Raw genomic sequence first — 14,769 nt, forward strand, 5'->3', positions numbered from 1 at the left:
ACCATGGCAACAGTTGTTTTAGCAGTCGTTATCTTTGGTGCGGCGGGGTATGTAATTTGGTCTCGGTTTTTGAAAAAAGATCGGAAACCAGTTTGTGACGGCTGTCATGAATCCGGCTGTCCCTTAGTCGAAGAAGAACACGAACATAAAGCTTAAATATAAATTGAATCAAAAAAACGTTGGTTGTCGCAACGGGTGCCATAAAAGGCTGGCCCATTGCTAAACACAACGTTTTTTTTATTTATTTAAAGATTTGAGCGGCAGCGACGGCTTGATGCCAACCGGCGTAAAGTTGCTGGCGGGTTTTAGCATCGAGTGCCGGTTCGAAACGTTCACCACCGATATTAAGCTGCTGTAAAGTTGCAAAGTCTTTGAAGAAACCTGTATTTAACCCAGCAATCATGGCAGCGCCTAAAGCGGTTGTTTCCAAACTTTGGGAACGCTGGACAGAGGTTTTGGTCATGTCGGCTACAAACTGTAGTAAATAAGCGCTTTGTGAAGCACCACCATCGACTTTCAAACGGGCCAGCGGTAAATGGGTATCTTGACTCATCGTTGTCAAAATATCGGCAGTTTGATAGGCAATGGCTTGTAACCCAGCTTTGATTAAGTCATCTCTAGTGGAACCGCGGGTTAAGCCTAAAAAAGCACCACGGACGTTGGGATCCCAATAAGGCGCCGCTAAGCCATTAAAGGCTGGCACAAAGTATAATTCATTTTCGTTTTGAGATGTATTTGCTGCGGTATCAGCGGCTTGATAGCTCGTCAAAAAGTCTAATTGCTCAATAAACCAGTCAATCGCGTCCCCGGCTGTTAAAATATAGCCCTCCAAAACATAATGGGTTTGCTGGCTGAGACTATAGCCCACACTGGTTAGTAGATTATTGTTAGAAAAGCGGGGTTTTGTACCTGTATTCATTACAATAAACCCACCAGAGCCAAAAGTAGCCTTAACCATACCTTCGTCAAAGGCTGTCTGACCAAATAAAGCCGCTTGCTGGCTACCGATCATAGCCGCAATGGGAATATTTTGATTCAAAAGTGGTTGATGATTTGTATGACCAACAATTGTATCATTAGCAACAATTGTTGGCAGCATTGCCTGGGGAATATCAAATAAGCGACAAAGTTCTTCATCCCAAGTTAAAGTATGAATATTAAATAATAAAGTTCGGCTGGCATTCGTATGGTCGGTTACAAAAATTTCACCATCACTTAAGCGCCAAGCAAGCCAAGTGTTGATTGTGCCAAATAATAATTCGCCGGCTTCCCCACGGGCTTGGCCATCAGGGACTTGATCCAAAATAAACCGAATTTTACTGGCGGAGAAGATGGCATCCAGACGTAAGCCGGTTTTTTCATGAATTAAGCGGGCATCAATTTGATTTTTATATTGATCAATGATGGCTTTTGTTTGGTTAGAGCGCCAAACAATGGCGTTATAGACGGGATGCCCAGTTGCTTTATCCCAGACGACGGTGGTTTCACGTTGATTTGTCAACGCTAAACTTGCCAATTGATTTGCTGAAATATGGCCGTTGATTAAGACGTCGGCGATGGTGGATTGGACAGTGTCATAAATAATTTCAGGGTCTTGTTCTAACCAGCCAGGATGCGGGCTAATTTGCGGCACTTTTTTGATTTCCTTAGCAACGATTTGACCGGCAGCATCAAAGATGACACCACGAATGGTTGTTGTACCAGCGTCAATGCTTAAAATATACGTATTTGTCATAGGGCACCACCTTGCGTTTTAGATTGTGACACTTTAAATTTGCGAGTAGCAGCAACGGCTTTTTGCCAACCTTGATAAAGGCGCTCTTTTTCAGTAACGGCCATTTGCGGTTTAAACCGTTGGCCTTTAGTGATCAGCTGCTGAATTTCATCGGTATTCTGCCAAAACCCAACGGCTAGGCCGGCCAGATAAGTAGCGCCTAGCGCCGTTGTTTCTAACAGTTGGGCCCGTTGAATGGGGATGTTCAAAATATCTGCTTGAAATTGCATCAAGTAATCATTGCGTGCAGCGCCACCATCTACTTTTAATTCTGGGACTTGAATGTCTGTATCCGCTTGCATAACGGTTAGGACATCTCGGGTTTGATAAGCCAAGGCCTGTAACGTTGCTCGAACAAGATCCGCCCGCTGTGTTTGCCGGGTGATACCAAAGAGGCCACCTCTTGCATCTGGGTCCCAATAAGGGGCGCCTAAACCGGTGAATGCCGGCACTAAGTAAAGTTGATCATTATGACTGGCTTGTTGGGCTAATGCTTGAGTATCACTGGCTTTTTCAACAATTTGTAAACTGTCCCTCAGCCATTGAACGGCAGAACCGGCCACAAAAATGCTACCTTCCAGGGCGTAATTAATTTGGCCGTTAATACTGTAGCCGATTGTCGTTAACAGCTGGTGTTTAGAGAACTTAATTTTAGAGCCAATATTCATGACTAAAAAGGCCCCTGTGCCATAAGTATTTTTAACCATCCCAGGTTTTAAAGCGAGCTGTCCGAATAAAGCGGCTTGCTGATCCCCAATTAAGCTGGCAATGGGTGTTGCACTGCCATAAAACTGTAGTGGATTAGTGTAGCCGTAAATTTCGGAGTTGCCGTGAACTTCTGGTAATATTGCCCGGGGAATATTTAGAATTTCCAAAATTTCTGAATCCCAAGTGAGGTCATGAATGTTAAAGAGCATTGTGCGACTGGCGTTGGTGTAGTCGGTGGTGTGCACTTGGCCGCCGGTTAACTGCCAAGTTAGCCAAGTGTCGATCGTGCCAAAGCACAGCTCGCCTTTTTCCGCGCGGGCTTGGGCGCCAGGAACTTGATCTAACAGCCAGCGAATTTTAGTTCCTGAAAAATAAGGATCTGTGGTCAGGCCAGTTTTTTCGTGAATCAAGGGCTGATAACCAGCTTGTTCTAAATCCTGAGCAATGCTAGTACTTTGCCGGGACTGCCAAACAATTGCATGATAAATGGGTAGTCCGGTTTGCTTATCCCAAATGACGGTGGTTTCACGTTGGTTTGTAATGCCAATGCTGACAATTTGTGCAGGGGTAATCTGGGCAGTAGTGAGGGCCTTGGCGATGGTTAGTTGAACCGCCTGCCAGATTTCTAAAGCGTCATGTTCTACCCAGCCGGGTTTAGGAAAGATTTGGGTGAATTCCTGTTGGGCACTGGCAACGATCTGGCCGTCATGGTTGACGATTAAAGCGCGGGTACTCGTTGTGCCTTCATCAATGGTAAGAATGTAATTTTCAGCCATTTATAAGCCTCCTCATAATAAGATAATCAGTCCTATGATGAGTAGGACTAAAATACTGATGGGTAATAAAAGCATTAAAATGGTGATGATAATTGGACCGATTGTAAAAATACCTAGGGTTACGACAATTAATAGGCCTAGGGCAATCACTGCCAACAAGGTGAAGCTAAGGGCACCAGCAAATAAGTAAAAAAAGCCGTAAAAGATAGCGGTAATGACAATCGCTAGGAGAATTAACCGGATTGCCCACCAGCTAAAGCCGTGATTTTCATTGTTATCTAAAGATTTTCGTGTCATTGGATTACACTCCTTTGTCTTTGTATAGAATACCGTATTGTTTGAGGTTGGGCAAAAATTTATTGACTTTTATAAATAAATTCGTTAGGCTTGTTACATTAAATTAAAGGAGCAAAATTTAAGCCAATGAGAATCTAAATCTGTTATCAGAAGTGTACTAAATCAAAATAGCGTAAACGTGTTCACCTAACGACGTCTGATTTATGTCGTGATAGTTTTTCTGAAACGCGTTCACCAACACTGATTTCTGCGCCTAACGACGTCTAACTTGTAAGCAAAATCTGCTTACGGCGTTAGCCTAGGTTATGCTCAAAATCAACCCGTGTTGGTTCACGCTCTAAACGCGCTCAGGGACACTGACTGCTCACATAACTACAAATTACTTGTAAGCCAAAAGCGGGCTTAGTGTCGTGATAGTTTTCCTGAAATGCGTTCACCAACACTGATTTCTGTGCCTAACTACGTCTAACTTGTAAGCAAAATCTGCTTACGGCGTTAGCCTAGGTTATGCTCAAAATCAACCCGTGTTGGTTCACGCTCTTGATTTAGTGCTGTTTTCCTTTAGATAACGTTGGTTTTCGGTTAATTTTGCCCATATTGGACAAGTTTTTTTGTGCCGTTAAACCTGCTATCTTTAGGCGATAGGAGGTTTTTTCTATGTCTACTGCAATGTTGTTATTTTAAGCTGAGATATGAACTTTAATTTTTAGGGGGCTTATAGATATGCAATATTATCAAATAAAACATGTAACGCAGACATTTGGACCACGGACGCTTTTTACAATCAAACAGCTTGGGTTTCATAGTGGGGATCGTATTGGTTTAATTGGTGCTAACGGAACAGGTAAGACAACTTTATTAAGATTATTAGGGGCGGCGGATAGTCCGATTACGCCCAGTGCTTCAAAATATGTATTGCCGCAAATTAAGCCCAGTGCGCAGCTAAGCGGTGGCGAGATTGTGAAGCGGTATTTGGATGAGGCGTTTGCCAGCCAGGCAGATATTTTGTTTTTAGATGAACCAACGGCGAACTTGGATGTTGAAAATATCAAAACATTAGAAAATCGTTTACGGCATTATCCGGGAACGTTGATTATTATTTCTCACGATCGGGCATTTTTGGATAAGATTGCCACTACGATTTGGGCGTTAGCTGATCAAAAAATTTCGGTTTGTAAAGGTAATTATACAGATTATCAAGCGCAAAAAGATCAAATGTTACGTAAGCAGCAACAGGAATATCAAGCTTATGAAAAACAAAAAAATAAGTTGGAAAAGGCGGCTGAAAAACGACAGATTAAAGCAAAACGGGCAGCAACTATTCCAAGAAATAAGGTGAACACCCAAGAGGCTTACAAGGCCAAGCCGCATTATAATAAAATTGCTGCAAAGCTGGCAAAGACCGCTAAATCAATTGAAAAACGAGCGACACAGTTAGATGTTGTGGCTAAACCGCAAAAGGCTCAAGATATCAAAATGACTTTAAATAATGGCACTGCGCTGCGACAAGGTAAGGTGCTTAACATTGAAAATTTTGATTTGTATCAAGGGCAGCAATTGTTGATCAAACAGATTAACTTTGGACTCAAGGGTGGTGAGAAGGTCGCACTGACTGGCCCAAACGGTAGCGGTAAGACAACGTTAATTGAAGCTATTTTAAAACAGCAAGCACCAGAAATCTTCTTGAATGAAGCTGTAGAGATCGGGTATTTTAAACAAGATTTGCATAATTTAGATTTGAAAAAGACGGTTTATGAAAATGTAAATGCAGCGTCATATCAAACCGAGAGCTTAAATCGGACGATTTTGGCCCGGCTCGGTTTTAAGGATGAAGCCTTAGCTAAACCGGTGGGGGTTTTGAGCGGTGGTGAACGGGTAAAAATAAGTTTTGCAAAAATCTTCGTCAGCAAAGCAAATTTCTTGATTTTAGATGAACCGACTAATTTCTTGGATATTGTGGCTTTAGAGGCGCTACAAGCATTATTGGCGGCGTATCCGGGCACTGTTTTACTGGTTTCTCATGATCGCTATTTTGTATCAAAGGTGGCCACGCGACGGTTGATTTTTGATCCAAAACAACACGTATTACAAGATCCGACAAAAGCTAATTTACCGTCTAAAAAAGCGGTTGTCGCCACTGAGTCCGTGGATCAAGCAGCAATTTTATTGCAATTAAAAAACCGCCAAGCCACTTTATTAAATGCTTTGACGGCAGAACCGGATAATACGGATTATGAACAAGAATTTTTAGAGATCAGCCGTAAAATTCGGCAGTTATCTTAATCTAAATAACGGTTTAAAAAATCATTGACTCGTTTGTGATAGGTTTCAGGATCCGTCCAGTAGCTTTTGGCATGCTCTGCATGTGGGACAATCCACATATCTTTAGGCGCATCAGTAGCCGCAAAGTTTTGATAGCACATTTGGGTTGGGACGTAAGTATCAGCTTCACCATGGATGAAAAAGATAGGTGTTTTATTGCGCTTTAACTGGTGTAAGGCAGAAACGCTGTTTAATGAAAAACCTAAAACGAGTTTATTAATTCGACTAACCATGGGCAATAAAGGATATTTTGGCAGTTTAAAGGAACGTTTTAGTTGGTAGGCAAGTTCATCTTCAGCGCTTGTATAACCGCAGTCTTCAACGATTGCCTTAACTTGAGGGGGTAAAGGATCACCGCTCATCATCATTACCGTTGCCCCACCCATACTGATACCATATAAAACAATTTGAATCTCAGTACCCAAACGGGCAATCAGATGATCTAGCCAATCGGCGTAGTCTAGGCGATCTAACCAGCCAAAATTAATATATTTACCACTACTTAAACCATGGGCGCGATCATCAGGTACTAAAACCGTAAAGCCGTCATCATAAAATAACTTGGCGGAAGCCGCCATTGAAGCAGCGCTGCCTTTGTAACCATGGGCGATAACCGCCACTTTTTTTGTGTTTTTTGGATTAGGTATAAAATACGCATGAAGTTTATTTTCAGGATCCGTCGCATTGAGCCACCAATCTTCTTTAGGCTGATCTTGAAACCAATGATAACTTGGATAGTAGATTGTATCTTCGGTGGGATTAGATGCAGAGCCTTTAGGAAAACGTTCTAAACTTTTGAAAGCATAATTATAAAAATAGGAACTAGCAAGACCAGAGCCGATTGCGGCTAAACCGGGGATAGTTGTTGCTAATAATAACGTTGATTTTTTCATAAAGTCACCTCTACTTGGATAATTCACTTCATTATAACACGGGTTAAATGCCTGCTTTTTTACAAAAAGTAAGTAACACTTGGCAGATTGATCATTTCGTATTAGAATTAGGGTAGAGGTAAATGCTGCTATCAATATTTGTTTATATTAAGGAAGTGAGCAGGTATGCATTGCATGGTTACGTTACAACAAGGCTTTTTCATATTGCCGAACTTTTTTGCAGTTCTAAGTTTTATTGCGCTAGGTCTATTTCTTTGGGTTGTGATGACACGCCTACAGCGTCAACGTGTACAGACACATCAAGCGGATTTACAACGGATGTTATCCTTATTAGACGATGCTTATCATGACGGGCGGATCAACAAAGAAACATATTTAAGACAGCGCACACTGTTGTTGAAAAATAATAAATAGATGAGTATAATATTAAAGCGAGCTTATAAAATAACCTTTTTATAAGATTGCTTTAATTTTTTTTTACTTTTGTTTTGTTTAAGAAAAGAGGACAAGTATGGCAGACGTCAAACAATATATTGCTGAAATTAAACAGGTGATCGAACAACGAGATCCGTACCAAGCTGAATTTAAAGAAGCCGTTTTTGAAGTATTAGATACGCTAGTACCTGTTTTGGAGAAACATCCCGAGTATGTTCAACAAAATCTTTTAGGTCGCTTAGTAGAACCCGAACGCGTCGTTCAATTTAGAGTACCTTGGCAAGATGATGCTGGAAACTGGCAAGTTAATCGGGGCTTTAGAGTGCAATTTAACTCAGCAATCGGCCCTTATAAAGGTGGTTTGCGGTTACATCCAAGTGTTAATTTAAGTGTTATCAAATTCTTAGGTTTTGAACAAATTTTGAAAAATAGTTTGACGGGCTTGCCAATTGGCGGCGGTAAAGGCGGTAGTGACTTTGATCCAAAGGGTAAATCCGATGCAGAAGTTATGCGTTTTTGCCAAAGCTTCATGACTGAATTACAAAGACATATTGGCCTTGATTTAGATGTCCCTGCTGGGGATATTGGTGTCGGCGGCCGAGAAATTGGTTACTTATATGGGCAATACAAACGGTTAAGAGGGTCTCAAAATGGGATTTTAACCGGAAAAGGGTTAACTTACGGCGGCAGCCAAGCCCGGACAGAAGCCACTGGTTATGGGGTACTTTATTATACAAATGCCTTATTAGAAGCACAAAAAGATACATTAGCCGGCAAGCGTATTAAAGTTTCTGGTTCTGGGAACGTGGCCATTTATGCGGTTCAAAAAGCAACGCAATTAGGCGCTAAAGTCATTACAGTTTCTGATTCCAACGGTTACATTTATGATGAAACTGGGATTGATTTTGAGATCGTGAAACAAATTAAGGAAGTAAAACGCGATAGAATTAAAACTTATGCGGATCAAGTCGCAACGGCAACTTACCACGAAGGCTCTGTTTGGGCTTTTGATACGGCTTATGATATTGCCTTGCCATGTGCAACACAAAATGAAATTGATTTGGCCGCAGCTGAATTAATGCAAAAAAATGGTGTTAAATATGTGGCTGAAGGGGCAAATATGCCAAGCGAACCCGCAGCAATCGAATTTTATCATCAAAATGGTATTTTATTTGGCCCGGGTAAAGCCGTAAATGCTGGTGGGGTCGCTGTTTCTGCTTTAGAAATGAGCCAAAATGGAGAACGCTTGTCTTGGTCTTTTGAAGAAGTTGACCAACGCTTGAAGCAAATTATGGAAAATATTTTCCACAATTCAGAAGCAGCCTGCCAAACTTATGATTTAGGTAAAAACTATCAAGCTGGTGCAAATATTGCCGGTTTTGAAAAAGTTGCTGAAGCCATGACAGCACAAGGCTTAGTTTAAACAAAACAATCATCATTTTACAATGTGCAACAAACCACTTCGGTGTTTATGTAGGCAATCGCTTTTGCTAGCGATTGCCTTTTTGCGTCATTTCAAATTTTTATTGAAAGAAAACCTCTAACCTATAGCAAATAATAGGGGGGTGTTAACCGGCAAGCAGCGCAAGGGCCTTGTAAAAGGGCGTAAATTAAAGGCAATAGAAAAAATCCTTGAGTAAATCAGAACTCAGGGATTTCTTTGCGGTTAAATTATAAAAATAAAGTAGATATTTCAAAATATCAATGATTGTTCACACCTTTTTCACGACCTGTTGTTAGTATAGTTAGTATAGAAAACTGAAATGTCGTTTAAAGCATTACTTTGGAGCTGGTTTTTTAAAAAAGGGGTAGTCTGGATGGTCGTTTTGTTCAAGCGCGTTGAAAAGCGAGATAGCTTTAGGAGGTTGTCATGAAAATTATGAAAAAACATGCCAGTCATGATGATGGCGTTCAACCTTATTGGGGATTAAAAGATATTCCCGATCTATCTAATAAAACCTTTTTAATTACGGGGGCTACGAATACGTATGGCCGATTAATTATTCGCGCAATTTATGCAAATAACGGTTCTGTAATTATGGTGGACGAAGCTCAACAAGCTGGGTATGACCTGATCCAATCTTTAAAAGAAACGATTGTGTCTACTGGAACTTTGCAATTTCGTCAATTAGATTTAAGTGACACGAATGCCATTCAAAAATTTGCGGCTGATCTGCAAAATGAGATTGTGCAATTAGATGTTTTGATTAATAACGCCAGTATAAAAAAATTAGAACGGCGGCAAGTCAATACGGAAGGGGTCGAAACTCACTTCCAATATAATTTTTTCGGACCGTTTGTATTAACAAATTTGTTGTTGCCTTTGCTGCAAATGGGGGAAAATCCCCGCATTGTCAATGTTTCAGCACCGTTACCAGCCTATGCAAATCTAAAATTAAATGATTTGCAGTTAGAAAATAACTACTCTAATCAACGGGCTTATTTACAGTCTAAGCTAGCCACCCAAATGGTTACTTTTTATTTACAAAATATTAGCGAGGCGCAGATGCTAGGGGTAAAAGTGATGACGGCCCATGCCGGAATTCATCGTAATTTCTTAGCACCGGCAACGATGAATCAATCATCGTTAACTCGATTCGTACGGTCGGTGATCAATCCACTGATTGGTACAAATGAAACAGGTGTCTTACCAATTTTATTTGCGGCTATAGATGAACATGCTAAAGGTGGAGCGTTATATACACCAGCAGGCTTTTTGCATTCCCAAGGCCGTCCGCAAGCAACTCGGCCGATTGCAGCCGCTTTGGATAAACAGCGTCAAAGCGAACTGTGGGTGACGGCCAGTGAATTAGCTGGTTTTTCCAGCTGGGCTTCAATGGCCAATTCGTTTTAGAATAATAAAAAAGTTCAATTCGATACAGGCCCTGTCAATTTGGCAGGTGTGTAAATCGAATTGAACTTTTATTTGTTGGTATTTGAATCACATAAATAGGTAGATCAGCATTGGCGCATTATTTAAGAAATGCAGGACTAAAGTAATTTTTAAATTATTTGTCCGCTTATAAATAAACCCTAAAATAGCCCCTAAAGCGATATAAAGCAATGCCCCGGTCCATGTACTATTACTATGGGATAAGCCAAAAACTAAGCCACTGAGCAAGACACTAAGCCAGAAACGATGCTTGAAAAACATATTCATTAAGATGCCTCTAAAGAGTAATTCTTCAGCTAATGGGGCGAAGAAAACGCCCATCATAATCGTCATTAAGGCGATATTTCTATTTTGGCCGCCGATTAAATTCATAATGGCCTGATCATTTTCGGTAACTTGCTGATGACTGATGGCAATGTTTAAGCTGCTAAATGCGAATTTGGCAATAAACATGACAACATAGCCCCAGCCAATGGTAATCCAAGCTTTTCGATCTAGTTTTTGAATGGTCTCTGTCCGATATTTGTGGTAGAAATTTATATATAAGACATATAGTAGGAAGTAACTACCACCGAAAAGCAGCCAACTTAATAAAGCGGGTACTTTAGTATACATTGGTAGTAGTAAACATAATTGTGGCAAGAATAGGGCAATCAATAACCCAATGAATTTACCGATTTTTACAAAAACCCCATCTTGATATGGCGTTTGAGGAGATTTCACATTTAAGGCCTCCACTTTTTCAGATTATAGAACTCATTTAGTGTACCTGTTTCTACGGTATTGGTCAAAGGGCAGGTTTAAGCGGCTAGCTTGTTTCAGAAATTGTCGGTATAATAGTAATTTGAAGGGATTGAGCGATTTATGGAACAGCCACTTTTGTCAGTTGTCATTCCGGTCCATAATGTGGCCGCATATATTGATCGAAATTTAAATAGTGTGGTGACACAAACTTACACCAATTTAGAAATTATTATAGTTGATGATGGTTCAGAAGATCAAACTGGGCCCATAATTGATGGTTGGGCAAAAAAAGATGCCCGGATTAAAATCATTCATTTAACACAAAACTTGGGAATTTCTAGAGCCCGTAATGTGGGGTTAACGAATGCGCAGGGGACTTATGTGACTTTTTTAGATGGGGATGACTGGTGTGAACCGCAATTGTGCGCGTTTTATGTGACCCATATGCAGCGCTACCAGTTAGATTTGATGAGCTGCGGCTATTATATTGATCCTAAAGGGGCGTTGTCTGATACGCAATCTGTCGGGGATCAGTGGCTGTCTCAACGTAAGCTGATACGCTTAGTTCGCAAAATGAATAGCCCAATTCGTGGCTATAATTGGAATAAATGTTACCGATTAGATATTATTCGAAAATATCAGCTGTATTTTAATGAATCATTAATTTTGATGGAAGATCAAGTTTTTAATGTGGCTTATATTTTGAAATCAAAGCGTTATATGTATAACAGTCAGCCCCTATACCATTATTGTCAGCGGACGGGCAGTACCATTCATCAGCCGTCTTTGCGTAAAGGCAAAGATGTTGTAGTGGCCATTACGGCGATTCAAAGTCAAATTTGGTATCAGGATTTGACTAAGGTTGGACAACGAGCTGCAACGGCTAAAAAGCAATTAGCAACTACTGGACATTTAAAAAGAGATCGCCGCCAAAATTAAGGCGTGCGATCTCTGAATTAATTATAATTAAACGTGTTTTTGAACTTTGTAAGCAGTTTTGTCGGTATTGGCTTCTTTAGAAGCGTCATCGGCGAAATAAACCGAAAAACCGGCGGCGTCATCTGCAGTGGGTTTGACAATAACTAAGGGCGATTGTAGTGGATCTTTAGTTCTGTAAATTTGAGCACTACGCATCACTTCGCTAAAGTCACGGCTGTTAGCAATGGCATCTCCTGGGTTAAAAAATACGATTTCATCCATATAGATCAGCTCCTTTTCTATAATTATACGCTATTTTACAAATAATAGGTTAGACGTTTTTTTGAAGAAATATTGGAGGTATTGTTTTAATGAGTGATGTTGAAGATTATATTAAAAGCCACATGTATGGCAATCCTCAAATTAAGTCCGATGAAAAGCGTGCTTTTTTAGGTAATTTTAAAGAGCGGGTTGCGTTAGCTTTGACGGTCGGTCAACTGCGTAATGCGCAGACTGAGGCATTGGTTGCCAAGGTAATGAAGCGTTATCCGCAATATCATTTGTATTTAAACGCTAGGCTTTCTCAAAGTTTTATCACAACTTATATGGGGCTGGCAGTTAAAATGAATTACCCATTCACCATTATCACCCAGGAAACAATGCGGGTGAAAAATGGGGATTTGGCTGAAGCAGATATGGGGTTAACGATTGCTGATCCACAAAATAAGATTACGCGGCCCATTGTGTTGTAATTTTGGGGTGTTGAAATTTGTTTAAGCGCAGAGATTGCGCTTTTTTTTTGGTTGTTTGAAACGCGTTCCAAGCTACTGCCAATTTGCATAACTACGCCTTACTCACAAGCCAAGTTCAGGCTTATGTCGTAAGTCTAGGTTATGCGCATTGTCAAAACCGTAGCTTGTCACGCTCTGGTTTTGAAACGCGTTCAAGGTCACTGACTTTTCACATAACTACAAATTGCTTGTAAGCCAAGAACGGGCTTCCAGCGTAATTTTAGGTTATGCTCAAAGTCAAACCGTGCCCTTTCACGCTCTGATTCTGAAACGCGCTCCCAAAGACTGATTTCTGCGCTTAGCTACGTCTAACTTGTAAGCAAAGTACGCTCACGGCGTTAGCCTAGGCTATGCTCAAAATCAACCCGTCTTTGGTCACGCTCTGGTTTATGATAATTTTATGATTTCATCGACGGTTTGGTTTAAAAAGGCGATGGTGTTTTTTAATGGTTGGTCGGTGGTGATGTCGATGCCGGCGGTGGCTGCGGCGGCGATTGGGGATTGGGTGTTACCTAATTTTAGGAAGGTGAGCCAGTCGTCAACGGCGTTTTGGCCGGTTTCGATGAGTCGCAAGTAGGCTTGGGTGGAAACGGTTAATGAGGCGGAATAAGTGTAGGAATATAGGCCTAGATAGTAGTGGATTTGGCGCATCCAGGTGAGCTCGGTTCCTGGGGTTAAGGTTAGGGCATCCCCGAAGAATTGTTTAAAGACTTTGAGGGTGATGGTATTTAAGGTTTTTGCGTCAAAGGTTTCACCGTTGTCAATTAAGGTATAGACTTCCCGTTGGTAAGCGGCTTCCAATAAATGTGTCACAAAGTTATGGAAGTAGGTGTTGGCTAGCATTTTAGTCAGCGCAAAACGTTTTTCTTGGCCGGTTTTTGCTTTGGTCAAGAGGCTGTGGGTCAATAGTAGTTCATTAAAGGTAGAAGGGGCTTCTATAATGTAAGTAGAGGGTTCAAAGTCTAAATAAGGGTGGTTTTGTTGGGCCAATAAGCCTTGACCGGCATGACCTAATTCGTGAATTAGGGTGTAAAGATCAGAGAGCTGATTATGCCAAGACAATAGGATGTAAGGCTGTTTGCCGTAAGGCTGGGCGCAAAAGCCCCCGGTTTCTTTACCGATATTTTGAGGATAGTCTACCCAGCGGTCAGGATAGGCTTTTAAGATCATCTTTTGATAATCTGGACCCAAAATTTTAAGGGCATCGGCGATATATTGTTTTGAAGCGTCAATGCTGATGGTGGGTCCAAAATCTGGCTCAAAATCAATGAGCCGATCCGCAAAGGTTAGTGTGTCTAATTGCCGGGTTTTTTGAAGCTGTTTGAGATATTTTTGCATCACGGGGCCAAATTCGGTCATGATTAAATCAATTTGGCGGTCAAATAATTGGCGGTCGACGTTTTGGTCATACAATAAGTAATCCATTACAGAATCAAAACCACGTAAAGTAGCCAGCTGTTTTTCTTTAGTAACTTGGGTTAAGTAGGCTTGGGCAACGGTGTTTTGATATTGGGCCAGCGTTTTTGAGAAAGCTTTGAAAGCTTGGCGTCGAACTTGGGTATCCGGATGATAGGCGTAATGATCTTCATAAAGGGTAAAGGAGAGAGGATAGGTTTTTCCAGCGACTTCAAAATCGGGAAAGGCCATATCTGCCGAACGTGCTTGGCTATAAATGTTGCTGGGGCCATCTAAGGCTGGCTGTAAAGTGGCTAAGGCGGCTTCGGTAGCTGGGTTCAACTGAATTTTTTTCTGCCGGGCAAGCTGGGTTAAAAAACCATGATAGTTTGGCAGCTGGTCTTTGAGTTGTGTCAGCTGATCGGCGGATAGTTGGGTTAAATACGTTTCAAAAGCAGTCAACTGGCTTTGCCAATGGGCTAAATTAGTCGCGGTTTTATGGCTGAAGGCATTGCGCTTTGTGTCGGTGAGGTCTTCGGCTTGCTGTAATTCAGCGTAATTGGCAATGTTGTCGATTTGGGCCAAAATAGCATCATATTTTAAGATGGCTTGTTTTAACTGGGAGATACGGCTTAACTTGTCATTGGTTGCGGCAGTGACAAAACTGTCAATGCTGTGGCTGACTTCGATTTGTGCTTGCTGGCAGGCTTGGGGGCTGGCAAAAAGGGCGGTTAAGTCCCAAGTTTGGGCTTTATCGACTTGTTGGCGTGGTGGCAGTTGATTTTGTGACATGTAATCACCTTTCTGAACTTGATTTTCCTAT

General features: G+C 41.2%; 14 protein-coding genes. 7 read left to right on the forward strand and 7 right to left on the reverse strand.

The annotated features are described in order from the left end of the window. Positions 1–3 precede the first annotated feature (3 nt). On the forward strand, positions 4–156 hold the full coding sequence (locus EKM93_RS11880) for a FeoB-associated Cys-rich membrane protein (protein WP_125715793.1): 153 nt from the start codon (positions 4–6) through the stop codon (positions 154–156). 85 nt (positions 157–241) lie between these two features. Here EKM93_RS11880 and glpK (EKM93_RS11885) read toward each other — a convergent pair whose 3' ends face one another. Genes glpK (EKM93_RS11885) through EKM93_RS11895 form a run of 3 tightly spaced genes read right to left on the reverse strand, consistent with a single transcriptional unit; the run spans position 242 to position 3,555 of the window. After that, a complete protein-coding gene (glpK, locus tag EKM93_RS11885; protein WP_125715794.1) occupies positions 242–1,735 on the reverse strand; it encodes a glycerol kinase GlpK in 1,494 nt (497 codons plus the stop codon). After that, complete coding sequence (gene glpK / locus EKM93_RS11890) at positions 1,732–3,258, reverse strand: glycerol kinase GlpK (RefSeq protein ID WP_125715795.1); 1,527 nt, start codon at positions 3,256–3,258, stop codon at positions 1,732–1,734. Before glpK (EKM93_RS11890) ends, glpK (EKM93_RS11885) begins: the two co-directional genes overlap by 4 nt. Before the next feature lie 12 nt (positions 3,259–3,270). After that, positions 3,271–3,555, reverse strand: a complete 285-nt coding sequence (locus EKM93_RS11895; protein WP_125715796.1) for a hypothetical protein — start codon at positions 3,553–3,555, stop codon at positions 3,271–3,273. Between the two features lie 723 nt (positions 3,556–4,278). On the opposite strand from EKM93_RS11895, the gene abc-f reads away from it, so the two are divergent. Continuing rightward, positions 4,279–5,838, forward strand: a complete 1,560-nt coding sequence (gene abc-f / locus EKM93_RS11900) for a ribosomal protection-like ABC-F family protein (protein WP_125715797.1) — start codon at positions 4,279–4,281, stop codon at positions 5,836–5,838. Here the strand turns inward: abc-f and EKM93_RS11905 are convergent. Then, on the reverse strand, positions 5,835–6,770 hold the full coding sequence (locus EKM93_RS11905; protein ID WP_125715798.1) for an alpha/beta hydrolase: 936 nt from the start codon (positions 6,768–6,770) through the stop codon (positions 5,835–5,837). The two genes, abc-f and EKM93_RS11905, sit on opposite strands and share 4 nt — an antisense overlap. A gap of 165 nt (positions 6,771–6,935) precedes the next feature. On the opposite strand from EKM93_RS11905, the gene EKM93_RS11910 reads away from it, so the two are divergent. From EKM93_RS11910 to EKM93_RS11920, 3 genes are all read left to right on the forward strand, one after another. Continuing rightward, positions 6,936–7,184 carry a hypothetical protein gene (locus EKM93_RS11910; RefSeq protein WP_125715799.1) on the forward strand — a complete coding sequence of 83 codons (249 nt, stop codon included), beginning with the start codon at positions 6,936–6,938 and terminating at the stop codon, positions 7,182–7,184. Between the two features lie 97 nt (positions 7,185–7,281). After that, positions 7,282–8,628 carry an NADP-specific glutamate dehydrogenase gene (gdhA, locus tag EKM93_RS11915; protein ID WP_125715800.1) on the forward strand — a complete coding sequence of 449 codons (1,347 nt, stop codon included), beginning with the start codon at positions 7,282–7,284 and terminating at the stop codon, positions 8,626–8,628. A 447-nt stretch (positions 8,629–9,075) separates the two neighbouring features. After that, entirely contained in the window at positions 9,076–10,059 is a 984-nt protein-coding gene (locus EKM93_RS11920) for an SDR family NAD(P)-dependent oxidoreductase (RefSeq protein WP_125715801.1), read from the forward strand. An 87-nt stretch (positions 10,060–10,146) separates the two neighbouring features. Here the strand turns inward: EKM93_RS11920 and EKM93_RS11925 are convergent, their stop codons facing one another. After that, positions 10,147–10,821 (reverse strand): CPBP family intramembrane glutamic endopeptidase, encoded by a 675-nt coding sequence (locus EKM93_RS11925; RefSeq protein ID WP_125715802.1) that lies wholly within the window; start codon positions 10,819–10,821, stop codon positions 10,147–10,149. A gap of 141 nt (positions 10,822–10,962) precedes the next feature. On the opposite strand from EKM93_RS11925, the gene EKM93_RS11930 reads away from it, so the two are divergent. After that, entirely contained in the window at positions 10,963–11,781 is an 819-nt protein-coding gene (locus tag EKM93_RS11930) for a glycosyltransferase family 2 protein (RefSeq protein ID WP_125715803.1), read from the forward strand. 27 nt (positions 11,782–11,808) lie between these two features. On the opposite strand, the gene EKM93_RS11935 is transcribed toward EKM93_RS11930, so the two are convergent. Continuing rightward, positions 11,809–12,042, reverse strand: coding sequence for a hypothetical protein (locus tag EKM93_RS11935; protein WP_125715804.1), 234 nt, complete (start codon positions 12,040–12,042; stop codon positions 11,809–11,811). An 89-nt stretch (positions 12,043–12,131) separates the two neighbouring features. Between EKM93_RS11935 and EKM93_RS11940 the strand changes: the two genes are divergently transcribed. Further along, positions 12,132–12,512 carry a DUF1694 domain-containing protein gene (locus EKM93_RS11940; protein WP_125715805.1) on the forward strand — a complete coding sequence of 127 codons (381 nt, stop codon included), beginning with the start codon at positions 12,132–12,134 and terminating at the stop codon, positions 12,510–12,512. Between the two features lie 426 nt (positions 12,513–12,938). Here EKM93_RS11940 and pepF read toward each other — a convergent pair whose 3' ends face one another. Next, entirely contained in the window at positions 12,939–14,738 is a 1,800-nt protein-coding gene (pepF, locus tag EKM93_RS11945) for an oligoendopeptidase F (RefSeq protein WP_125715806.1), read from the reverse strand. Positions 14,739–14,769 lie beyond the last annotated feature (31 nt).

Source organism: Agrilactobacillus yilanensis (assembly GCF_003946725.1).
Lineage (GTDB): Bacteria > Bacillota > Bacilli > Lactobacillales > Lactobacillaceae > Agrilactobacillus > Agrilactobacillus yilanensis.

Bases quoted from the DNA above. Each gene is read 5' to 3' on its own strand.
- EKM93_RS11880 (WP_125715793.1), top strand. From the start codon at position 4: ATGGCAACAGTTGTTTTAGCAGTCGTTATCTTTGGTGCGGCGGGGTAT.
- glpK (WP_125715794.1), bottom strand. From the start codon at position 1,735: ATGACAAATACGTATATTTTAAGCATTGACGCTGGTACAACAACCATT.
- glpK (WP_125715795.1), bottom strand. From the start codon at position 3,258: ATGGCTGAAAATTACATTCTTACCATTGATGAAGGCACAACGAGTACC.
- EKM93_RS11895 (WP_125715796.1), bottom strand. From the start codon at position 3,555: ATGACACGAAAATCTTTAGATAACAATGAAAATCACGGCTTTAGCTGG.
- abc-f (WP_125715797.1), top strand. From the start codon at position 4,279: ATGCAATATTATCAAATAAAACATGTAACGCAGACATTTGGACCACGG.
- EKM93_RS11905 (WP_125715798.1), bottom strand. From the start codon at position 6,770: ATGAAAAAATCAACGTTATTATTAGCAACAACTATCCCCGGTTTAGCC.
- EKM93_RS11910 (WP_125715799.1), top strand. From the start codon at position 6,936: ATGCATTGCATGGTTACGTTACAACAAGGCTTTTTCATATTGCCGAAC.
- gdhA (WP_125715800.1), top strand. From the start codon at position 7,282: ATGGCAGACGTCAAACAATATATTGCTGAAATTAAACAGGTGATCGAA.
- EKM93_RS11920 (WP_125715801.1), top strand. From the start codon at position 9,076: ATGAAAATTATGAAAAAACATGCCAGTCATGATGATGGCGTTCAACCT.
- EKM93_RS11930 (WP_125715803.1), top strand. From the start codon at position 10,963: ATGGAACAGCCACTTTTGTCAGTTGTCATTCCGGTCCATAATGTGGCC.
- EKM93_RS11935 (WP_125715804.1), bottom strand. From the start codon at position 12,042: ATGGATGAAATCGTATTTTTTAACCCAGGAGATGCCATTGCTAACAGC.
- EKM93_RS11940 (WP_125715805.1), top strand. From the start codon at position 12,132: ATGAGTGATGTTGAAGATTATATTAAAAGCCACATGTATGGCAATCCT.
- pepF (WP_125715806.1), bottom strand. From the start codon at position 14,738: ATGTCACAAAATCAACTGCCACCACGCCAACAAGTCGATAAAGCCCAA.